The 22,509-nt window shown below is 32.1% G+C and carries 23 protein-coding genes, 1 other RNA gene and 1 other annotated feature; of the genes, 17 read left to right on the forward strand and 7 right to left on the reverse strand.

Going from position 1 to position 22,509, the window contains the following annotated elements; translation table 11 throughout:
* The first annotated feature begins 62 nt into the window (after positions 1-62).
* The 6 genes from B5D15_RS03250 to aspS all read left to right on the forward strand — a co-directional run bounded on the left by B5D15_RS03250 (position 63) and on the right by aspS (position 7,077).
* Positions 63-2,243 (forward strand): RelA/SpoT family protein, encoded by a 2,181-nt coding sequence (locus tag B5D15_RS03250; RefSeq protein WP_078695679.1) that lies wholly within the window; start codon positions 63-65, stop codon positions 2,241-2,243.
* A gap of 12 nt (positions 2,244-2,255) precedes the next feature.
* The gene (gene dtd / locus B5D15_RS03255) at positions 2,256-2,705 is read left to right on the forward strand and encodes a D-aminoacyl-tRNA deacylase (protein WP_078695680.1); all 450 of its coding nucleotides are present in this window, start codon (positions 2,256-2,258) and stop codon (positions 2,703-2,705) included.
* A gap of 10 nt (positions 2,706-2,715) precedes the next feature.
* On the forward strand, positions 2,716-3,330 hold the full coding sequence (locus tag B5D15_RS03260) for an MBL fold metallo-hydrolase (RefSeq protein ID WP_078695681.1): 615 nt from the start codon (positions 2,716-2,718) through the stop codon (positions 3,328-3,330).
* A gap of 58 nt (positions 3,331-3,388) precedes the next feature.
* Positions 3,389-3,574, forward strand: coding sequence for a hypothetical protein (locus B5D15_RS03265; protein WP_078695682.1), 186 nt, complete (start codon positions 3,389-3,391; stop codon positions 3,572-3,574).
* A 10-nt stretch (positions 3,575-3,584) separates the two neighbouring features.
* A complete protein-coding gene (gene hemZ / locus B5D15_RS03270; protein WP_078695683.1) occupies positions 3,585-5,015 on the forward strand; it encodes a coproporphyrinogen dehydrogenase HemZ in 1,431 nt (476 codons plus the stop codon).
* A 30-nt stretch (positions 5,016-5,045) separates the two neighbouring features.
* Positions 5,046-5,248, forward strand: a binding site (T-box leader).
* A 44-nt stretch (positions 5,249-5,292) separates the two neighbouring features.
* Complete coding sequence (aspS, locus tag B5D15_RS03275) at positions 5,293-7,077, forward strand: aspartate--tRNA ligase (RefSeq protein WP_078695684.1); 1,785 nt, start codon at positions 5,293-5,295, stop codon at positions 7,075-7,077.
* A 62-nt stretch (positions 7,078-7,139) separates the two neighbouring features.
* Here aspS and B5D15_RS03280 read toward each other — a convergent pair whose 3' ends face one another.
* On the reverse strand, positions 7,140-8,603 hold the full coding sequence (locus tag B5D15_RS03280) for a putative glycoside hydrolase (protein ID WP_078695685.1): 1,464 nt from the start codon (positions 8,601-8,603) through the stop codon (positions 7,140-7,142).
* Between the two features lie 214 nt (positions 8,604-8,817).
* Here B5D15_RS03280 and ssrS point away from each other — a divergent pair.
* The 5 genes from ssrS (at position 8,818) to B5D15_RS03305 (ending at position 13,063) form a co-directional block, all read left to right on the forward strand.
* Positions 8,818-8,993, forward strand: a non-coding RNA gene (gene ssrS / locus B5D15_RS03285) — 6S RNA.
* Between the two features lie 22 nt (positions 8,994-9,015).
* Entirely contained in the window at positions 9,016-9,744 is a 729-nt protein-coding gene (locus B5D15_RS03290; protein WP_078695686.1) for a tRNA threonylcarbamoyladenosine dehydratase, read from the forward strand.
* A 16-nt stretch (positions 9,745-9,760) separates the two neighbouring features.
* Positions 9,761-10,021, forward strand: coding sequence for a metal-sensitive transcriptional regulator (locus B5D15_RS03295; RefSeq protein ID WP_078695687.1), 261 nt, complete (start codon positions 9,761-9,763; stop codon positions 10,019-10,021).
* Positions 10,022-10,336: 315 nt separating this feature from the next.
* Positions 10,337-11,572, forward strand: a complete 1,236-nt coding sequence (locus B5D15_RS03300) for a serine hydroxymethyltransferase (RefSeq protein ID WP_078695688.1) — start codon at positions 10,337-10,339, stop codon at positions 11,570-11,572.
* 258 nt (positions 11,573-11,830) lie between these two features.
* Complete coding sequence (locus B5D15_RS03305) at positions 11,831-13,063, forward strand: BaiN/RdsA family NAD(P)/FAD-dependent oxidoreductase (protein ID WP_078695689.1); 1,233 nt, start codon at positions 11,831-11,833, stop codon at positions 13,061-13,063.
* A 23-nt stretch (positions 13,064-13,086) separates the two neighbouring features.
* On the opposite strand, the gene kamA is transcribed toward B5D15_RS03305, so the two are convergent.
* Positions 13,087-14,358, reverse strand: a complete 1,272-nt coding sequence (gene kamA / locus B5D15_RS03310; RefSeq protein WP_078695690.1) for a lysine 2,3-aminomutase — start codon at positions 14,356-14,358, stop codon at positions 13,087-13,089.
* A gap of 14 nt (positions 14,359-14,372) precedes the next feature.
* Positions 14,373-15,152, reverse strand: a complete 780-nt coding sequence (locus B5D15_RS03315; protein ID WP_078695691.1) for a hypothetical protein — start codon at positions 15,150-15,152, stop codon at positions 14,373-14,375.
* 137 nt (positions 15,153-15,289) lie between these two features.
* Between B5D15_RS03315 and B5D15_RS03320 the strand changes: the two genes are divergently transcribed.
* Complete coding sequence (locus B5D15_RS03320; RefSeq protein WP_078695692.1) at positions 15,290-16,420, forward strand: NAD(P)-dependent oxidoreductase; 1,131 nt, start codon at positions 15,290-15,292, stop codon at positions 16,418-16,420.
* Between the two features lie 53 nt (positions 16,421-16,473).
* Positions 16,474-17,106 (forward strand): GntR family transcriptional regulator, encoded by a 633-nt coding sequence (locus B5D15_RS03325; protein WP_078695693.1) that lies wholly within the window; start codon positions 16,474-16,476, stop codon positions 17,104-17,106.
* 28 nt (positions 17,107-17,134) lie between these two features.
* Here B5D15_RS03325 and B5D15_RS03330 read toward each other — a convergent pair whose 3' ends face one another.
* The gene (locus tag B5D15_RS03330; RefSeq protein WP_078695694.1) at positions 17,135-17,809 is read right to left on the reverse strand and encodes a L,D-transpeptidase; all 675 of its coding nucleotides are present in this window, start codon (positions 17,807-17,809) and stop codon (positions 17,135-17,137) included.
* A 45-nt stretch (positions 17,810-17,854) separates the two neighbouring features.
* Between B5D15_RS03330 and B5D15_RS15365 the strand changes: the two genes are divergently transcribed.
* A complete protein-coding gene (locus B5D15_RS15365; RefSeq protein ID WP_179122177.1) occupies positions 17,855-18,001 on the forward strand; it encodes a hypothetical protein in 147 nt (48 codons plus the stop codon).
* A 53-nt stretch (positions 18,002-18,054) separates the two neighbouring features.
* Here B5D15_RS15365 and B5D15_RS03335 read toward each other — a convergent pair whose 3' ends face one another.
* A complete protein-coding gene (locus B5D15_RS03335; protein ID WP_179122178.1) occupies positions 18,055-18,333 on the reverse strand; it encodes a YmaF family protein in 279 nt (92 codons plus the stop codon).
* Positions 18,334-18,514: 181 nt separating this feature from the next.
* Between B5D15_RS03335 and B5D15_RS03340 the strand changes: the two genes are divergently transcribed.
* Genes B5D15_RS03340 through B5D15_RS03350 form a run of 3 tightly spaced genes read left to right on the forward strand, consistent with a single transcriptional unit; the run spans position 18,515 to position 21,746 of the window.
* Positions 18,515-19,654, forward strand: coding sequence for a cysteine desulfurase family protein (locus B5D15_RS03340; RefSeq protein WP_078695696.1), 1,140 nt, complete (start codon positions 18,515-18,517; stop codon positions 19,652-19,654).
* Complete coding sequence (thiI, locus tag B5D15_RS03345) at positions 19,651-20,787, forward strand: tRNA uracil 4-sulfurtransferase ThiI (protein ID WP_078695697.1); 1,137 nt, start codon at positions 19,651-19,653, stop codon at positions 20,785-20,787. Before B5D15_RS03340 ends, thiI begins: the two co-directional genes overlap by 4 nt.
* 32 nt (positions 20,788-20,819) lie before the next feature.
* Positions 20,820-21,746: an alpha/beta hydrolase gene (locus tag B5D15_RS03350; protein ID WP_078695698.1), complete on the forward strand. Its 927-nt coding sequence runs from the start codon at positions 20,820-20,822 to the stop codon at positions 21,744-21,746.
* Positions 21,747-21,780: 34 nt separating this feature from the next.
* On the opposite strand, the gene B5D15_RS03355 is transcribed toward B5D15_RS03350, so the two are convergent.
* Both B5D15_RS03355 and B5D15_RS03360 read right to left on the reverse strand, forming a co-directional pair.
* The gene (locus B5D15_RS03355; protein ID WP_078695699.1) at positions 21,781-21,954 is read right to left on the reverse strand and encodes a zinc-ribbon domain-containing protein; all 174 of its coding nucleotides are present in this window, start codon (positions 21,952-21,954) and stop codon (positions 21,781-21,783) included.
* 112 nt (positions 21,955-22,066) lie between these two features.
* Positions 22,067-22,498: a Fur family transcriptional regulator gene (locus tag B5D15_RS03360; protein WP_078695700.1), complete on the reverse strand. Its 432-nt coding sequence runs from the start codon at positions 22,496-22,498 to the stop codon at positions 22,067-22,069.
* Positions 22,499-22,509: the final 11 nt, after the last annotated feature.

Raw genomic sequence — 22,509 nt, forward strand, 5'->3', positions numbered from 1 at the left:
AAAAACATATGGCTGGTAGTATTACCAGCCATATGTTGTAATGTGAAGAAAAGAGGGCTGTTATGGAATCAGATTTATTTCAAAAGATTTCTGACAGAATTAAGGAATTAAATCTTGAAGAAAGACTCGATATAAATATTATATATAAAGCCTATTCCGTAGCAAAAAAAGCGCACGATGGGCAGATGAGAGAATCCGGGGAGCCTTATCTTATGCATCCTGTTGAAGTTGCACTGATACTTATTGAGATGGGACTTGATACCGATACTATTTGTGCTGCCCTTCTTCACGATGTTGTTGAGGATACGGAATATACCTATGAAGATGTAAAAAGAGAATTTAATGTTGAGATTGCTAATCTTGTTGAAGGAGTTACAAAGCTTGGTAAAATAGAATATAAGTCTAAGGAAGAACAGCAGGCGGAGAATATAAGAAAAGTACTTTTGGCTATGGCAAAGGATGTCAGGGTAATATTAATAAAGCTTGCAGACAGACTTCACAATATGAGAACTTTAAAATACCTTCCTCCCGAAAAACAAAAGTCAAAGGCACAGGAGACTTTAGACATATATGCACCTGTAGCTCACAGACTTGGTATATCAAAGATTAAATGGGAACTCGAAGATTCTGCACTTAGATATTTAAAGCCAGAAGAATATTACGATTTGGTAAACAAGGTTTCTAAGAAAAGAGCTGAAAGAGAGAATGAAATCAATGAAATAATACAAATACTAAGTGAAAAGCTCTCTCAATCTGGAATTAAAGCGGATATAGACGGAAGACCCAAGCATTTTTACAGCATATACAGAAAGATGTATCAGAAAAATAAAAATTTTGATCAAATCTTTGACCTTCTTGCTATAAGAGTTGTTGTGGACACAATAAAGGATTGTTATGCAGCTCTTGGAATTGCCCATACTCTATGGAAACCTATACCAGGAAGATTTAAAGATTATATTGCTATGCCAAAGCCTAATATGTATCAGTCCCTTCATTCTACGGTTATAGGACCTAAAGGACAGCCCTTTGAAATACAAATAAGGACATGGGATATGCATAGGACTGCTGAATATGGTATTGCTGCTCATTGGAAGTATAAAGAGGGAATACAGGAAGATGAAATTGAAGATAGACTCAAATGGCTAAGAGAGATAATGGAGTATCAGAAGAATGCAAAGGATGCTAAAGAATTTATGGAGACTGTTAAAATAGATCTTTTTTCAGATGAGGTCTTTGTATTTACTCCTAAGGGCACAGTTATAGATCTTCCAATTGAGTCTACTCCACTGGATTTTGCTTACAGAATTCATACTGACATTGGAAATAGATGCGTTGGAGCAAAAGTAAATGGAAAGATGGTTCCACTCGATTATAAGCTTGTTACTGGTGATATAGTTGAAATTATTACATCAAATACAACAAAAGGTCCGAGCAGAGATTGGCTGAATATTGTAAAGAGTTCTCAGGCAAAAGCTAAAATAAGACAATGGTTTAAAAAGTCTTTTAAAGAGGAAAATGTTGAAAAAGGAAGAGAATCCTTCGAAAAAGAAATTAAAAGGCAAGGACTTATATATTCTGAAGCTATGAAATCAGAATATATAGATGCTGTATTAAAGAAGTTTAATTTTTCACAGATAGAGGATATGTATTCATCTATTGGAAGCGGTGCATTTAGTGCCAACCAAATAGTGTCGAGAATAAAAGAAGAAATAAGAAAGAATGACCAAAGTGAGGAACATCTTTTTAAATTACCTGAAAAACAGGAAACTTCAAAAAAAGATATAATACATCCGGGTAAAAAACCTGGAATAGTTGTAAAGGGAGAAAAGGATCTGCTTGTTAGATTTGCAAAATGCTGCAACCCCGTACCTGGTGATGATATAGTAGGTTTTATAACTAAAGGAAGAGGTGTTTCTATTCACAGGAAGGATTGCAAAAACTTTCAAAGTCTTGCAAACTTTGAACCTGAAAGAGTTGTGGATGCAAGTTGGACAGGTGAACATACTGCTGATTTTCTTGCTGATATTCAAATTGAAGCCTATGATAGGCATGGACTACTTGCAGATATTACAAATGCATTAACTAATGCTAAACTTGCTTTAAAGGCTATGAACGCAAGAGCTGGCAAAAACAATATGGCAATTATAGGCCTTACGCTGCAGGTTAATAACACGATGCAGCTTGATAAAATTATGAAGGACTTTAGAAAACTTCAAGGTATAATCGATGTTTATAGAAATTAAAGAGGTGATTTTATGAGGGCAGTTGTTCAAAGAGTTAAATCATCTAAAGTTAAAGTTGATGAAAATATAGTAGGGCACATAGATGAAGGAATTTTAGTTCTATTAGGAGTTGAAGATGCTGATACGGATGAGGACATTAAGTATCTTGCAGAAAAGATTTGTAATCTTAGAATTTTTGAAGATGAAAATGGGAAATTGAATTTATCGCTTTTAGATATAAAAGGAAGTATCCTCGTTGTATCTCAATTTACCCTTTATGGAGATTGCAGAAAGGGAAGAAGGCCTAATTTTATGATGGCAGCAAAGCCTGATTATGCTGAGAGTATGTATTTAAAATTCGTTGAAGAATGTAAGAAATATGTGGACAGGGTTGAAACAGGTAAGTTTCAAGCCTACATGCAGGTTGAAATATTAAATGATGGACCCGTTACTCTTCTAATAGACAGTAAAAAAATTTTTTAGAGGTGTTATAATGATTTTTAAAGTTTATCCTGCAGGAATTTATATGGCTAACTGCTATATTATAGGTGATGAAAACACAAAGATAGGTGCAGTTGTGGATCCGGGCGGAAATCCAAAAGGCATATTTGAAGAATGTAGAAACAGTGGACTTGAAATAAAATATATCATACTCACCCATGGACATGGAGATCATATTTCAGGTGTATACGAATTAAAGGAATTAACTAAGGCAAAAATACTTATGAATAAAAATGATGAATATTTAACAAAGGGTGAAACGCTTAGTATAACTCCTATTTTGCGAAATATTAAGCTGTTTGGGATAGATGAATATATAGGAGAAGGAGATATAATAAAAGTCGGAAATATAGATATTAGGGTTTTAGAAACACCAGGGCATACATTAGGTAGTGTTTCATTAAAAATAGATAATATGATTTTAACTGGTGATGCGCTTTTTAGAGGTTCAATAGGGAGAACGGATTTTCCAAAAGCATCTCATGAGCAGCTAATAAATTCTATTAAAGAAAAGATAATGGTTTACAGTGATGACACTATGGTTTATCCTGGGCATGGACCATCTACAACTGTTGGTGAAGAGAGAAAATATAATCCTTTCTTATGATGAATATTTTAAGATAATTTGGGTAGATTAGAATTAAAAGTATTTAAGGGGTGATTTCATGAAAAAGAAGAAAACCCTGTCTTTTAAGTCTAAGTTATCAGAAAGCATATTAGATGAATTCGATTACGATAAATATTTTGATCTTGCTGAGGAAGGGTTTGATGATAAGACGATAGCCCGTGAACTTAACCTTAGCGATAAAGAATTGATGAGCCTTAAAAAAGAGGCTGAAGAGGACTATTAAGGGGATGGAAATGATTAAAGTTAAACTAAATGGACATGATTATAGGTATGAGCTTTTTCAGATAATTTCGCTTTTCTATAACAAAAATGAAATTGAATTTACTGATGAACTTGAGTATTCTTTTGAGAGCAAAGCAGATTTAAATGAGCTTTTAGTTGAATTTAAAATATACGAAGATAATATTATGATAATCTCTGAAACAGCAAAAATTACCTATGAAAATAAAAGTATAAAAAATGCAATAAAACTAACTGCCTTAAGAGCACTTAAAAGATATACAGGCATTAATATACCTTGGGGTATTCTTGTTGGAATAAGGCCAACGAAGATAGTCCATGAATGCTTTAAAGAAAATTTAAAAGATGATGAAATTTTAAGTTATCTGACATCTGTTTATGATCTTTCTATAGAAAAAGCCTGCCTTGCCCTTGAAGTGGCAAAAAACGAATCTAAATTTTTAACATATAATCCAAAGAATATAAGTTTATATATTGATGTGCCCTTTTGCCCTACCCGCTGCATATACTGTTCTTTTACTTCAACTCCTGTAGTTGGGAATGAACTTCTAATAAAGGGGTATATGGAAGCTGTGCAAAAGGAGATAAAAGAAACCCTTCGTTTTTTAACTGAAAAGGGTTTTAATATTGATACGATTTATATTGGCGGCGGAACTCCTACAGCTCTAAGCCCTTTAAATATTGAAAAAATATTAGAGGAGCTTTCAAAGCATATAGACTTACTTAGAGTGAGAGAATTTACAGTTGAAGCCGGAAGACCAGATTCAATCGATGAGGAAAAACTAAAGGTTATAAAAGATTATGCCTGCTCGAGAATCAGCATAAATCCTCAAACCATGAATGATGATACTTTAAAAAGAATAGGAAGAAATCATACATCAAAGGATGTTATTGAAAAATATAATCTTGCAAGAAATCTTGGCTTTGATAATATAAACATGGATGTTATTATTGGTCTTTTAGGAGAAACTAAAGAAGATGTTAATTATACTATGAAAAAAATAAAAACTCTCTCTCCTGAGAGCATAACAATACATACTATGGCTGTAAAGAGAGCTTCTGTTTTAAATGAGAGAGGATATAAAGATAAAAATAGTGAAATAGATGATATGTACGGCATTGCAGCAGACTCTTGCAGAAGTATTGGAATGTACCCTTATTATATGTATCGCCAGAAAAATATGGTGAGTCCTCTTGAAAATGTTGGATATTGTAAGAAGGATAAGGAGTGCATATATAATATTCAAATGATAGCTGAAAATATATCTATTGCGGGTATTGGGCCTGATGCTATAACGAAGCTTTTATATCTTAATGAAAACAGGATAGAAAGAGTTGCAAATGTTAAAGATATAAGAGAATATATTAACAGAATAGACGAGATGATAGATAAGAAGATTAAAGGGCTTGACACTTTATTTTAGTTTTCATATAATTAGATGTAATTAAAAATATAAAATGCTTTGAACGGGAGAAGTAATCTTCAAACACTTTACAGGAAGGAACACTTTAACTGAGAGCGGTTCTAAAGTTAAGGAAGATGAAAGACACCCGGGAGCTTATACCTGAATAAAGTAGGGTGTTACGTTATCTGCGTTAAAGATTGAGTGGGTGAAAACCAACTAGGGTGGCACCGCGGTATATAACCGTCCCTTTTTAGGGACGGTTTTTTTGCGTATAAAATAAAAAAGGAGGAATATTATGGGAGAATCTTTAAATGGAATGAAAAGAACGATAATGTGTGGACAGCTCCGAGAAACTGATGTGGATAAAGTTGTAACTGTCATGGGATGGGTACAAAGGAGAAGAAATTTAGGAGGATTGATATTTGTTGATTTAAGGGATAGAACTGGAATTGTTCAGGTAGTATTTGGTGAAGAGATAAATAAGGAAGCCTTTGAAAAGGCAAATCCTATAAGAAGCGAATATGTAATTGCAGTAAGTGGTAAGGTCGTACTTAGAGAATCGCCGAATTCTCAGCTTCCAACAGGGCAAATTGAGATTAAGGCAGAGAGTTTAAGAATACTTTCAGAATCTGAAACGCCTCCTATATACATAATGGAAAATCTCGATGCATCAGAAGCAATAAGATTAAAATACAGATATCTCGATTTAAGAAGGCCTGATATGCAAAGAAGAATAATGATAAGGCATAAAACTGCTAAGGTTGTAAGAGACTTTATGGATGAAAATGGTTTTCTTGAAATTGAAACTCCTATGCTTATAAAAAGCACTCCTGAGGGAGCAAGAGATTATCTTGTACCGAGCAGAAATTTCCCTGGAAAATTCTATGCTTTACCTCAATCACCTCAGATTTATAAGCAGCTTCTTATGATTTCAGGGTATGACAGATATTTTCAAATCGTAAGATGCTTCAGAGATGAGGATTTAAGGGCTAATAGACAGCCTGAGTTTACGCAGATTGATATAGAGATGTCCTTTGTTGATATTGATGATGTAATAGAGCTAAATGAAAGGCTTATACAAAAAATATTTAAGGAGATAAAAGGAATAGATGTTCAAATACCTTTTATGAGAATGCCCTATAAAGAGGCTATTGAAAAGTATGGAAGCGATAAGCCGGATTTAAGGTTTGGCATGGAAATAATCGACATAAAGGATGTAGTTAAGAGCAGCAGTTTTAAAGTGTTCAGCGATGTTGTAGCTTCAGGCGGAGAAATCAGAGGAATAAATGCAAAGGGATGTGCTGATTTTGGAAGAAAGGAAATAGACAGATTAACTGAATATGTTAAAACCTATGGAGCAAAGGGAATTGCTTGGATTGCAATAAAGGAAAACGAAATAAAATCTTCCTTTGCAAAGTTCATGACTGAAGATGAACTTAAAGCTATAATAGATAGAATGGATGGAAAAGTAGGAGATTTACTTCTTATAATCGCAGATAAATCAAAGACGGCTTTTGCATCCCTTGGAGCATTAAGATTAGAGCTTGGAAGGAAGCTTAATCTTATTGGACCTGATAATAATGAATATAAATTTCTATGGGTTACAGAATTCCCGCTTGTGGAATTTGATGAAGAGGAAGGAAGATATGTTGCTGTGCACCATCCATTTACAGCACCTATGGATGAGGACATAAAGTATCTTGAAACAGACATTGGAAAAGTCAGGGCAAAAGCCTATGATATAGTTTTAAATGGTGAGGAAATAGGTGGAGGAAGTATTAGAATTCACGATACTAAACTTCAGGAGAGGATGTTCAATGCTATAGGTCTTGATATAGAAAAGGCTTGGGCAAAGTTTGGCTATCTTCTTGAAGCATTCAAATATGGTCCTCCGCCACATGGTGGTCTTGCTTATGGATTTGACAGACTTATTATGTTCTTAACTGAAACCGATAATATTAAGGATGTAATAGCATTTCCCAAAAATCAAAATGCTGCAGATCCTATGAGCAATTCACCATCGGAAGTTGATAAAAAACAGCTTGAAGAGCTTGGAATAGATATAGTAGAACAAAAATAAAGGATGCGAAAGCATCCTTCCTTTTATTTATAAGCTAAACCATCTTCAATATACTTTAGATTTTAACGTACAGCATCCTCGGTATATTTATTTCCGGCATTCCAGAGAAGAAATTCATCTATTCCATTTTCTTCAAGAGCTTTTATTTCTCCTTTAACTTCATTTACACCATAGGGAATATGGCCTTTAACCCAGGTCGCAGTGAAATCTTGAATCCAAGGTCTTATTATAGCAGGAGTTTTTATATTTTTATTTCTTGCCATGCAGTCTTTTGCTGAGTTTAATACTGTTTCATAGGGCTTTGCATCGGGTATTCCAAGTCCATAGGTACCGTTTGCATAGTGGCTTGGATACATCATAGGACATACATAATCAACCACATTGCTTACAGCTTCAAAGTACTGCCCTAAAGCCATGTCGTCGGGAACAGAACCAACAAGACCGTATATGTCTGCAGAAATATATACATTAAGAGGTGACAACTCTTTATATGCAAGTTTTAAATAGTTTTGTATAGCTAAGGGCTTTGAGATGTTTTCAGTATTTCTGTAATCAAGGATTTTGTCTAACTTTCCTCCATTTGAAGCTGGGAAACGTACATAATCAAACTGTATTTCATTAAATCCTGCTTTTGCAGCTTCCTTTGCAACTGAAATGTTATAGTCCCAAAGCTCTTTATCATAGGCTGTTGCCCAAGCAAGATTGTCTTTGTTTGTAAATACCTTATTCGTTCCTTTATAAATTATTGCTCTGTCGGGATGAGCTTTTGTATAGGTAGGATCCTTAAAGGAAACAATTCTTGCTATTGCATAAATGTTATTGTCTTTAAGTTTTTTCATAAAAGAGCTTATATCCTTAATTGGTGCTCTTTTGTTTGCTAAAGGTGCATATTTTTCAGCTGCCTTTGTTGGAAAGAGCATAGTTCCATTATCATCTTTGACATCTATTACAAATGCATTAATGCCTGTACGTTTTGTCATCTCAATAAGCTCATCGATTCTTGAATTGCTTGCAGAATAGAGAGTAACATAAATACCCTTAACTTTAACTCTTGGGTTGCTTGGATATTCTGATGCTTTTTCCTGCGGGCTAAAATCGAGATTTTTTAATTCAGCGCTCAAAAGGTCTTTTCTTTCTTTAACAGTATATTTGGCAAAAATCCAGCCCTCAATTTTTCGGCTTCCATTTGTATAATCTATTTTATACCATAGAGAATTCTTATCATCAGTTTTGCTTTCTATAATTTCAACTTCACTACCTTTAAGCAGTTTGTCTACTGCTTTTGCATTAGATTGGGGATTTTCCCTTACTATTAAGCTGCTTGCACTTACATAAGCAACATTCTTTGGATTTTCTGAAGGAATATCCTTTTGTTTATCAGCCTCATTAGCTTTTTCTTCAGAGCTTTCCAAACTTTTTGAAGGCTCATTTGAGTTTGCTTGTACATTTTTAGCAGTACATGATGGTAAAATTGATAAAAATAAACAAAGAATTATTAGTGCAGATAAAAGCTTAAACCTTTTCATGTAACATCCTCCGTATTAATATATTGTTTACATAATTTATTATACTTTCTTTAACATCAAATTTCATCATAAAAATTCATTTGTAATTTAATTGTAAATATTTTATATTTGTGTTTTTATATTTATGAATAATGATTAAAAATATGATATATATTAATAAATAAAGAATATTAATATTGATTAAAATTCTATTGAGTGATATATTAAGATTAAAAAGCACCTGCTGTATTCGATAGGATGGACTTTGTATGAGCCAACACATACAAAAAGGGAGTCTGGGCTCCTGAAGTGGAATGTAGGCCTTAATCAAGGAAACAAGAAGCGTCAGGGAGGACACCCACCTGCTGGGGCAGGTTCATTCATTCCATCTAACGATACAGTGGGTTTTTAAATTTGTATTTGGAGGATGATTATGCTTAATGCCTTTACTAGAACGGAACTGCTGCTTGGAGAAGAAGCTTTAAATAGATTAAAAAACAGTACTGTTGCTGTATTTGGTATTGGAGGAGTAGGCTCATATGCAGTTGAAGCATTAACAAGGTGCAAAGTTGGAAGATTAATCCTTGTTGATGCTGATGATATATGTCTTACTAATATTAACAGACAAATTCATGCTACCATGAAAACTGTGGGCATGCCTAAAGTTGAAGTTATGAGAGATAGAATTTTAGATATAAATCCTGATGCTAAGGTAATAACATATAAAGAGTTTTATAATGAGGATACATCAAATAAGCTTTTAAGCTTAGAATATGATTATGTTGTTGATGCTATAGATACAGTATCTTCAAAGATTGATTTGATTGTAAAATGCAAAGAAATGGGCATACCTATAATAAGCAGTATGGGAGCTGGAAATAAGCTTGATCCTACTAAATTTGAGGTTGCAGATATATATAAAACAAGCGTATGTCCTTTGGCAAAGGTAATGAGGTATGAGCTTAGAAAAAGAAAAATTGAAAGCTTAAAGGTAGTATATTCAAAGGAAATTCCCATAAAGCCAAAGAGTGATATAATTTCTCCTTCAGATAAAGAAGAAACAAACATTAAAAAAAGACAAACTCCAGGAAGCATATCCTTTGTACCTTCGGTTGCAGGACTTATTATAGCTGGAGAAGTTATAAAGGATTTGATAAAATAAAAATTGAGGTGTAATTATGGATTATAAAAGCGATATTATAAAAAGATTGAGAAGAATAGAGGGGCAGGTAAAAGGAATACAAAGAATGATTGAAAAGGATGAATGCTGCGGTGATGTTTTAATACAGGTAGCTGCGGTTAGAGCTGCAATGAATAAGGTAGGAGGCCTAATACTTGAGAATTATTCAAAAAATTGCATAAGACAGGCAGTAGAGAGCAATTTTGAAGAAGATAAAATTGACGATCTTATAGAGACTATGATTAAATTTATTAAATAATTTAATTGTATATTAAGATTAAAGAAATAATGCATAGCCATCATTGTTTACTTGATTAATACCTTTATTTATTATTTGAAAATCCATAGGAATTTTAAACTTAAAAGTTAAAAATTCCTATGGATTTTTGTGTGCTGATTTAGAGGTAATATAAGTATTATTAATCTATATTTTATTTAAATTACTTAATTATCTAAAAAGTACCATTAGCTTTTAAATTATCTTCTTATGCTACAATATTCTTGTAAAATTTTTTGAATATATTTATAATTTAATTAAAGAATTATGCTAATATTAATAAAAAGGAGTGACATTATGAGTTTGGAAAACGTAAGAAAAATTGACAGTGAAGTTTATGAAGCGATTATAAACGAAATGAATAGGCAAAAGAGTAAGATTGAGCTTATTGCATCTGAAAACTTTACCAGCAAAGCCGTTATGGAAGCTCAGGGTTCGCAGCTTACCAATAAATATGCAGAAGGATATCCAGGAAAAAGATATTATGGAGGATGCGAATATGTTGATGTAGTTGAAAATCTTGCAAGGGAAAGGTTAAAGAAGCTCTTTAATGCAGAACATGCTAATGTGCAGCCTCATTCAGGTTCCCAAGCTAATATGGGTGTTTATTTTACTGTACTTGAAACTGGTGATAAGGTTCTTGGAATGAATTTATCCCATGGAGGACATTTAACCCATGGAAGCCCTGTTAACTTTTCTGGAAAGCTTTATAATTTCATATCCTATGGAGTTAATGAAGATGGATACATAGATTATGAGGAATTGAGGAAGACAGCTTTAAAAGAAAAACCAAAGATGATAGTTGCTGGAGCAAGTGCATATCCAAGGATTATAGATTTTAAAAAGATAAGGGAAATATGCGATGAAGCGGGATGTTATATGATGGTAGATATGGCACATATTGCAGGACTCGTTGCGGCAGGACTTCATCCTAATCCAGTTGAATATGCAGATTTTGTAACTACTACTACTCATAAAACTTTAAGGGGACCAAGAGGCGGAGCAATACTTTGCAAAGAGCAGTATTCAAAAGCTATTGATAAAACTATATTCCCAGGAATACAAGGAGGACCTCTCGAACATATAATAGCTGCAAAGGCAGTTTGTTTTAAGGAAGCTATGTCCGATGAATTTAAAGAATATCAAAAGAAAGTTTTAGAAAATGCAAAATCACTTTCTAAAGCTCTAATGGATAGAGATTTTAAACTTGTTTCTGGTGGAACAGATAATCATTTAATGCTTATAGATTTAAGGAATAAAAAGATAACTGGAAAAGAAGCGGAACATCTTCTTGATGAAGTAGGCATTACTGTTAATAAGAACACTATACCTTTTGAGACTGAGAGCCCATTTGTAACAAGCGGAATAAGAATAGGAACACCTGCTGTTACAACAAGAGGATTTGGAAAGGAAGAAATGGTTGCAATAGCTGATATAATAAATTGGGTTATTGAAAACAGGGATAAGGATTTAACTCCTGCAAAGGATAGAGTAAAAAAGATTTGCGATAGCTTCCCACTTTATAAAGAATAGTTTAAAACTCCGGTAATTCCGGAGTTTTTACTTTATAAATACTTTGTATCGTTTATCTTATTCTTTCTTTTAAATTGAATTTAAATTTTAAAATTAAAATTATATATAAAACAATGGTTAATATGGCTTTGAAAAACTTTATATTATATATGCTGTATAAAATATATATTAAGGTTTAAAATTTTAAAAAACATACGGTTTAATAATTATATTAAAATGATATAATATTTTTAGTTAGAATAGCAGGGAGAAGATATAATGAGTAGAAAAAAAGTAGCAGTAATTGGAGGAGGAGCATCAGGACTTATAGCAGCAATTAGTGCAGCCAGGAATGGAGCACAGGTTTATATACTTGAGAGGATGAACAGGGTAGGCAAAAAAATTCTTGCAACTGGTAATGGAAGATGCAATCTTACTAATGTAAACATAGATATTAAAAGATATCATGGAAAAAACCCTAAATTCTTTTATGGTGCCTATTCTCAGTTTGATGTTAATAAAACTATTGAATTTTTTGAAGATCTTGGCATAATGTGCCGTGTTGAAGAAGAAGGCAAGGTATACCCTTACAGCAATCAATCTTCAAGTGTTTTAGATGTTTTAAGATATGAAATAGAGAGACTCAATGTAATGGAAATATGCGATGCTGAAGTAGCTCAGATAAAGTTTAGAAAAGGAGAATTTAAACTTATTACAAAGGATGGAAGAAACTTCAAGGCGGAAAGCGTAATCCTCTCGGCAGGAGGAAAAGCAAGTCCAAACCTTGGCTCAAATGGAAGTGGGTATAAACTTGCAAAGGATTTTGGACATAAATTAGTTGAGCCGTATCCTGCCCTCGTACAGCTAAGACTAAATGCACCTTTTTTAAAGGCTCTAAAGGGAGTTAAATTTGAAGGTGAAGCATCAGTTGAGGCAGGGGGAAAGATGCTGCAAAGTGAAAAAGGAGAAATACTTTTTACTGATTATGGAATATCTGGTCCTCCAATTCTTCAGCTGAGCAGAATAGCTGTAGAAAATCTTAATAAAGATAAAAAACCTTTTATTTGTGTTGATATGTTTCCACAGTTTGATTTTGACGAAATGGAGAAAATAATTGAAAAAAGAATAGTTTCATCTCCATATAAAACTATTGAATTCAGTTTTGTAGGGCTTTTAAACAAAAGGATTATACCCGTAGTTTTAAAAGAATCAGGAATAAGCAATATAAATGTGAAAGCACAAGAAATTCAATTAAGTCAAATAAAATCTATTTCAAAAACATTAAAATCTATGAAAATGGAGATTATAGGAACACAGTCATGGACAGAAGCACAGGTTACTGCAGGAGGAATAGACGTTTCCGACATAAACCCTAAGACCTTAGAGTCAAAGCTTACTCCAAATCTTTATTTTGCGGGTGAAATACTGGACATCGACGGAGACTGTGGAGGATTTAATCTTCAATGGGCTTGGTCTTCAGGATATATCTCAGGTCTTTATGCAGCAAAGTAGGATATATTAATATCCTACTTTATCTACATGTTTTTACTATATTTTCCAATTCTTTTTTCTCTATCTAATTTTTTAGGTTCTATATTTATTTCATTAGTTTCGATTAGTCGAAAAACTCCTGTAGATTCATATCCTTTTTCTTTTGATTTGCAAACCGAACAGTTACAACTTGCATTAATATCATAATTAGGCTGTATATACGTAGTTATAACTCCTTCATAATTTCTTAAAATTACTTTTTCAGGTGATTGACTTATTAAATATTGAGGCATTACAGGTATTTTTCCTCCTCCACCAGGAGCATCGATTACAAAAGTTGGAATACAAAAACCAGAAGTATGCCCTCTTAAACCTTCAATAATTTCTATACCTTTTGAAACTTTTGTTCTGAAATGTTCAATACCCTCAGATAAATCACATTGATATAGATAATATGGCCTGACGCGCATCATAACAAGCTTGTGTACAAGTTCCTTTTGTATATGGACACAATCATTTATACCTCTTAAAAGAACTGATTGATTTCCAAGTGGGATTCCAGCATCTGCAAGCTTTTCACAGGCTTTTATTGAGTATTCAGTTATTTCATTAGGATGATTAAAATGAGTATTAAGCCAAATAGGATGATATTTTTTAAGCATATTAACGAGTTCATCAGTTATTCTCATTGGATTTACTACAGGAGTTCGTGAACCTAATCTAACAATTTCAACATGGGGTATTTTTCTTAATTCTTTTATAATATATTCAAGTTTATCATCATCAATCATAAGAGCATCTCCACCTGATAAAAGCACATCACGAACTTTAGCAGTATTTCTTATATATTCCAAGGCTTTTTCAATTTGAAGCTGTGGAGTTGGTAAATCATTATGTCCGGCATATCTCCTTCTTGTACAATGCCTACAATACATCGAACACATATCGGTTATTAGAAAAAGAACTCTGTCTGGATATGAATGAACTAAACATGGTACAGGAGATAAACTATCTTCGTGCAAAGGATCCTTCATATCTTCATTTGAGTAATGAAGTTCTGCTATTGTAGGTACAGCTTGCTTACGTATAGGGTCATTTGGGTTTTCAGGATTAATTAAAGTTGCGTAGTATGGAGATATTGCCATTCGTAAACTTTTTAAGCATTCGTTAATACCATCTATTTCTTCAGGAACAAGATTAATGATTTTGCTCAATTCTTCTACAGTCGTAATTCTATTTTTTACTTGCCATTTCCAATCATTCCATTGTGATTCTGTAACATTTTTCCACAAACTAATTTCCTTATAATTTCGCATAATTGAATCCTCCTTTATTTTGAATTTTTAAATTTTATATATCTCAAAATATCATTTAATCTACTATATATGGATTGACCGATTCCATCTCTTTTATAATGGAAGTCTTTATCATCAAATAAATAGCTATGAGTTATTCCAATAACTTTGCTATTATTTAATAATGCATCATTAATAATTGATATTAACTTTTCACTTTCAAAGTATTCAAGGCGGAATTCGTTATATGCATCTTTTGAATAAACCGGGTAGGAACTGATTAAATGATTTGCATTTATAACTTTATATTCTTTTCTATGTATATTGTGAGATTCGAAATAGATATCGGTATTTTTTTTTAATATATCAACTGTATTGTTGTCAATTGAAAAATATCCACCTCTAAATCCTTCAATTGGATTAATAGATAGTTTATGAAGATATTCATAACAATTATTAATTATTTCTTTTTGCTCATGATAGTTATAATCAGCAAGTAAATGTAAATCATCTCTTAAGAAACTGCATTTTTCCTGTATATGTTCAGGAAGATTATTAGGGTGAATATGCAAACCAAATACCACAAGATATTCGTTTTTTATTTTTTCAATAAGATTTAACTCGTCAAGTTTCATTGCAAAATATGGTGTTATAAATAAAAGAGTATAAATATCGTTTTCTGTATTTAATTTTAAAAATCTTTCCATATTCAAAACATTGTTTTCTAAATTTTTATCAAATATAGGTCCTTCACAGTCTACGGAAAGAAAAAAATCAAATTTCGAATGGGTTATTCTTCTACTAAAATCACTCAAAAATTTCACTCCTTTACTTATATTGAAAAGTAAAAACTTATATAGTAAAATAGAGTTGTTATTAGATACAACTTCATTATACTACACAAGTTTTCACATGTCAAAATATACATATTATTTTTAAAGGGGTGTGAGGTATGATAAGTATTGGTTTTCCACGAATGCACAAAGAGAAAAATGAAAAAAGAGATTTTTTGCCAGAATTTTTTGGTTTTTTTGTGGGTAAAAATTGTAAAATATATCTTGAAGAAGGTTATGGAAAAGATATGGGATATACAAAAGAAGATTATTTAAACATAAATAAAGATATTATATATACAGATCATAAAGAGTGTTATAAAAAAGATATTGTAGCTGTTTTACGTTCTCCAGAATATTATGAGATTGACTGGATGAGAGATGGAAGCGCTTTATTAAGTATGCTTCACTATCCTACAAGAAAGAAAAGATTAGAAAAATTAAAAGAAAAAAATATTTTTGCTATATCCCTTGATTCAATTAGAAATGATTTTATGGAAAGAATAATAGTAAATTATAAAGATACGTCTAAAAATGGAATGGAATTAGCATTTAAGGAACTTTCAAAATCTATGTGTGATTTTTATTCAAAATCGAGAGAAGTAATAAATGTTTCAATAATGGGTACTGGAATGGTAGGCCTTTATGCTGCAAAATCTGCTGCGAAATTTGGATGTGAGGAGATAAATAATAAAATTAAAGAAAGTGGATGTAAAGGTGTTATAGTAAAAATGCTTTCAAGAAGTATAACATGCGATGAAAAAGAATTAAAAAGGATATTTAAAGAAACAGATATATTAGTAGATGCTACAAATAGAGACGATCCTTCAAAATATATAATAAAAAATGATCTGATAGACTATCTTAAACCACATGCTATAATACTTGATTTAACTGCTGATCCATATCTAACAGATATAGAGCCTATTCAAGTTAAAGCTATAGAAGGGATACCTACCGGAAGTTTAGATAAAACAATTATTTATCCAGATGATGAAATATATGATACAATACCTACTAATGTAGTTATAAAAAATAGAAGAATAGTTGTTAGTTGTAATGCATGGCCGGGTATTAAACCGAAGGAATGTATGGAGGTATATGGTAAACAGATAATGCCGATATTTAATGTAATTATTACTAAAAAGGATTTGATATTTGATGAAAATAGTGATGATTTTTTTGAAAGAGCAATATATAGAGGAACTATTGAGTATTTTGAAAGAAATTACTGTAGAAAAAATTTATAAAAGTATTATAATATAAAGGTGATTAATAATATTCACTTTTTATGGAGGAAAAAATGAGAGTTCCAAATGGTATGCCTGTTTATAGATATATTGCTTTAGATATTGCTAATAAAATTGTAAGAGGAGAACTTAAGATTAATGAAAAAATAAGCGGTAGATCAACCCTTGCGGGTATGTATAATGTATCCCCAGAAACTATTAGAAGAGCTATTGCTATACTTGAAGGTATGGATGTGGTATCTTCAATACAAGGAAGCGGTATCGAAATCTTATCCATTTCAGCTGCAGAAAAATTTATTGAGGCATATAAAAACAATGAATATTTAAATACAATAAAAGAAAATATATTTGATATAGTTGAGAAAAAAAAAGAATTAGATCTGATACTTCAAAATAATTTACAAAAACTTATTGATTATATTGAACGATTTAAAAATATATCTCCTTTTACATTAATTGAGATAAGTATTAAAGAATCAAGCTGGGTTATAGGAAAGAATCTTGATGAAGTTAAATTCTGGAAAAATACTGGAGCAACTATAGTTGCCTATAGGCAGGGAGAAAACATATTTGTCTCTCCTGGCCCTGATTATAGATTTAAAGCAGGCGATATTATTGTTGTTATTGGAAGTAGTGACGTGTATGAAAAGGTATGTAATTTTATATATGAAGAAAATGAATTATAGTAAGAAAGCAGGGATTTTAATTCCCTGCTTACATTTTATTAATATCCTTTAAACTATATGAAACTATTTCAACTGTAGTTCCGCCTTTTATGTTTTCATACATCCATTTGGCATCTTCTACAGAAAGACGTATACATCCATGGGAAGCTTTATTTCCAAGGTTTTTAACCGAAGAACTTATTAAAGCTTTTGGATCGGGTTTACTGAATAATACTGAATGGAACAAGAAACCTTTGTATATTCTTCTATAGTATTGTGCATAAACTTTGAATTCACTAAAATAATACCATTTTCCTACGTTGCGGCTATTATCAGGAGGAAGCTTAAATGTTCCGGTGGGAGTTGGAGTTTTGTCTTTCCCTGTTGAGCATATCATCGTTTTTTCTAATTTTATATCATCATCTTCAATTTTAAGTATATATACCTTTTGATCAGCAATGCTTACCATTATTTTATATGGAGCTGACTCTAAGCCCTCTGATGTTATTATTACATCGCTGTCCATGGAGAGTTTTTTCATAATGTAAAAAGATTGACTATTATCCTCTGTACTTTCATTTTTAGATTCAATTGATGTGTTATCTTTGTTTTCAGATTCAGCCAAAACCTCTTTTGAGTTATAAAAAAATATCATCATAATTAAAGCTAAAATGTAGATTACTTTACTGCTTCGAATAGTTTGCCTACAAATTTTTGATATCAAAAAATACACCCCCGCATTTCGAGTTGAATACCTTTTTATTATTTTATGTTTCAAATCAATATATTGTTAATTGATTTGAAAAAAAAGAAAAATATTATGTACTTTTATAATAAATATTCATATTATAAAACACAGCCATCCGGAGCATCGGGAAGAAGGCTTGGTTGTGGAATTATTGAAGAATTTATATAATATTAAACGCCACAGGTAAGTATATACTTGTGGCGTTTATTTTTTAAAATATTCTAAGCTGTATAGGTGTATCCTGTTATATGATGAGTATGACCTTCGCAGACATCTGTAACTCCTTTATAAAGGTGCACATGTCCGCCGCCTGGTATTTCAATGTCTTCTTCAGATACTATGCAGTATGAATGGCAGTGCCCATTAGAAAAGGATGTAACTCCTTTTAGATAGTGAAGATGTGATGATTTGTCAAGGGCTATTGTGCTTTCACTGCAGTAGCTGTGTTCATGCTCATCGCAGTAAGAAGTTATTCCTGAAAATTGGTGTTTATGATACATTGAACTCACCTCGAAGTTTTGCCTTATTATATATTTTATGAGTAATAAATATATATGTTGCAGAATATAAAGAAAAACAATCATATTGTTGACAAAGAAGAAAAATAGAAATATATTTCTATTGTGGATTAAAATTGTTATGAACATAGGTTTCGCAAAAAAACAGGGGAGGCACTTTAATATGATATATTTTGATAACAGCGCAACAACTAAACCCCACAGGGAAGTTGTGGAAGAGGTTTTACTTTGTATGGAAAAGTATTTCGGTAATCCCTCTTCTGCCCACAGACTTGGCGTTGAGGCCGAAAAAAGGATGAAAGCTGCAAGAGAAAATGTTGCAAGGCTTATAAATGCACAGACAAGTGATATAATATTTACTTCAGGAGGAAGCGAGTCTAACAACACAGCTATAAAAGGCATTTTAAAGAAGGGAGACCACGTTATAAGTTCAAAAATTGAACACCCGAGTGTTTTAAAAACTCTTAAAGAAATTGAGGAAGAAGGAATAGAGGTTACATATTTAAATGTTGATGCAAATGGAGTCGTTGATATTAATCAGCTTAAAGATTCAATAAGGGAAAATACAAGGCTTGTAACTATCATGCATGTAAATAATGAAATAGGCTCTATTCAACCAATAGAGCAGATAATTAACATAGTTAGAAATAGTAACAAAAAAACAAAAATACATGTTGATGCCGTTCAATCAGCAGGGAAAATTAAGATAGATGTTAAAAGCATGGATGTAGATTTGATGTCTTTAAGTTCCCATAAAATACACGGCCCCAAGGGAGCAGGAGCTCTTTACATAAAAAAAGGATTAAACATAAAACCTCTCATTTCAGGGGGGGGGCAGGAGAGAGATTTAAGATCAGGTACTGAAAACCTTCCTATGATATCAGGCTTTGGGGTAGCTGCAGGAATTATATTAGATAATATGGAAGATAAAATAAAAAAAGTGAATGCGGTAAAGAAACATTTTGTTGAAAGGTTAAATGAATTTGACGACATAAAAGTTAACAGTCCTATTGATGATTTCCATATAGGAAATATTTTAAATGTATCCTTTAGAGGAATTAAGGGAGAGGTTCTTCTTCATGCTCTTGAGGACTATGATATATATGTTTCAACAGGTTCTGCCTGTTCGGCAAAAAAATCTTCTCATAAAAATTATGTCCTTCCAGAAATAGGTCTTAGCGAAAAGGATATTACTGGGGCTGTAAGGTTTAGCTTTTCATATCTAAATACAATTGAAGAAGTTGATGCTGCTATTGATGCGCTGAAGAAAATTCTTACGTTTTTAAGGAGGATAAAGAAATGAAAAAGCTTTTAGTAAAATACGCCAGCGAGATTTCTCTAAAGGGCTTAAATAGAAAGGTTTTTGAGGACTTGCTTATAAAGAATATTAAAGAAAGGATAGGAAAAAATCATAAAATAACAAAGGATCTCGGAAGAATTTTCATAGATGATTATGATGAATATATGTTAAATAAAATTACTAAGGTATTTGGAGTTCAATCTGTTACAGTTGCAGACGTAACTGAGAAGGATATAGAAAAGATTGGTATGGCAGCTGTTTCACAGCTAAGGGATATGGATGTTAAAACCTTTAAAGTAGAGACAAAAAGGGCTGACAAAAGTTTTCCAATGAATTCATTAGAAGTTTCAAGGGAAGTTGGAGGATATATACTTAAAAATATTTCAGATATTAAGGTCGATGTACATAAACCTGAGATTATAGTTAATGTTGAAATAAGAGAAAATGCCTATGTGTACTCTAAAGAATATAAAGGAGCAATGGGAATGCCCTATAAAAGCGCAGGAAAAGGAGTACTGCTTTTATCAGGAGGAATAGACAGCCCTGTTGCTGGATATATGATGGCAAAGAGAGGACTTGAAATAGTCTGTGTATATTATCACAGCCATCCCTATACAAGCGAAAGAGCAAAGGAGAAGGTTATAGATCTTGCTAAAAAATTATCTGAGTATACAGGAAGAATTAAATTATATGTTGTTCCTTTTACTAAGATACAGATGGAAATAATAGAAAAGTGCAGAGAAGATGAACTTACAATTATAATGAGAAGGTTTATGGCAAAGATAGCAGAGGAAATAGCCAAAAAAGAGGGAGGGCTGTGTATTGTAACAGGGGAGAGCCTTGGACAGGTTGCGAGCCAGACCTTAGAGAGTATGTATGTAACTACAAACGGAATCAATATGCCTATATTCAGACCACTTGTGGGTATGGATAAGGTAGATATTATGGATATATCAAGACAGGTAGGTACCTATGATATATCAATACTTCCTTATGAAGACTGCTGTACAATATTTGTACCAAAACATCCTAAAACAAAACCAAGACTAAAGGATATTGAGAATTCTGAAAGCGTATTAAATAAAGAAGAATTAATAAAAGAAGCTGTGGAAAATTCTGATATTATTGATATATAATAGAATTATAATTTAATAAGAGGGGGATTTTTATGATAAGGGGGAATTTTACTTTTAAGGACACTGCAGGAGAAAATATTTATGTATATAAGTGGCTCCCTGATGATGGTACAAAGGTAAAGGCTGTTGTTCAAATAGCTCACGGTCTTGCAGAGCATGCTTATCGTTATGAAAACTTTGCTGCTTATTTAACATCAAAGGGTTTTGCAGTTTATGCTAATGATCACAGAGGTCATGGAAAGACAGCTGCAACTAAAGAGAATCTTGGATATGCGGGAGAAGATGGATTTAATTGGATGGTGAAGGATTTAGATGAACTTAATGAAATAATAAAAAGGGAAAATCCAAATCTTCCGGTGTTTTTATTTGGGCACAGTATGGGTTCTTTAATTTCTCAAAGCTATATAGAAAAATATGGTCATAAATTAAAGGGCGTTATTCTTTCAGGTACAATGGGAAAACAGGGCATTATGCTTGATATTGGGATGCTTATTGCTAAAAATGAGGTTAAAAGGCTTGGACCTAAGTCTCCAAGTTTAAGGCTTCAAAAAATGTCCTTTGGAAGTTATAATAATAAGTTTAAACCCGTAAAGACTGAGTGCGATTGGCTAAGCCGTGATGAAAAGGAAGTAGATAAATATATAAAAGATGAATTCTGCGGTTTCCCATCTACTACGAGTTTTTATTATGATTTCTTTAAAGCGTTAAAAGAAATACATAAGAGAGATAGTATGAGTAAAATTCCTAAGGAACTTCCAATATATATAATGAATGGAGATATGGATCCTGTAGGCAGTAATTGTAAAACAGTAAGATGGCTTATTAATGAATATAAAAATCTTGGTATAAAGGATGTAGAATATAAGTTTTATAAAGATGGAAGGCATGAAATGCTGAACGAAATAAATAAGGACGAGGTAATGGAAGATATAATAAACTGGCTTTACAAGCATATATAAGAAAAAAGGAGAGCATCATGCTCTCCTTTAAAATTTAATGTCTGAAATCCCTTGAGTTTGAACGTCTTTCCTGCTTTCTTGCTTTGCGGCATTCTGGACATCTTAAGGGTTCGTTTTGGAATCCTTTTTCTTTATAGAATTCCTGCTCTCCTTCGGTAAATACAAATTCTTTGTTGCAGTCTTTGCAAACTATTGTCTTATCGGGCATTTTATAAACCTCCTGTGGTTTTGGATTAGGGATTAGTACTTTGTGTATTAAATCGCCATTTATATTATTTCCCAAAATATTTTAATTAAAACATGTTTTTGATTTTTTTATTTTATTCCTTATTCTTTTTGCAATTATTGCAGTAACCGTATATTTCAAATTTATGATTTTCTATATCAAATCCAGTTTCTTTTTTTATTTTATCTTCAAAATCTTTAAAGGGGCATTCTTCTATTTCAACTATTTTGCTGCACTTTATACATACTATATGATGTCTGTGTTTATCTTTACACATCTGGTATCTATATATATTATCGTTAAAAGGATTATTTTGAATTATAATATTTTTTTCAATAAGCTTCTCCATGGTTCTATAAACTGTTGAAAGATTTATTGATGAATTATTCTCCTTTAATAACAAATAAATTTCTTCTACAGATAAAGGTTTATTTGAAGCATCTAATATTTTAATTATATCTCTTCTGTGTTTTGTATTTTTAATTCCGATGCTTAAAAACATCTGATTAATATCTTTATCTTTCAAAAAACCATCCC

The sequence above is a fragment of the Caloramator quimbayensis genome (genome assembly GCF_900167605.1).
Classification (GTDB): Bacteria; Bacillota; Clostridia; order Clostridiales; family Caloramatoraceae; genus Caloramator_B; species Caloramator_B quimbayensis.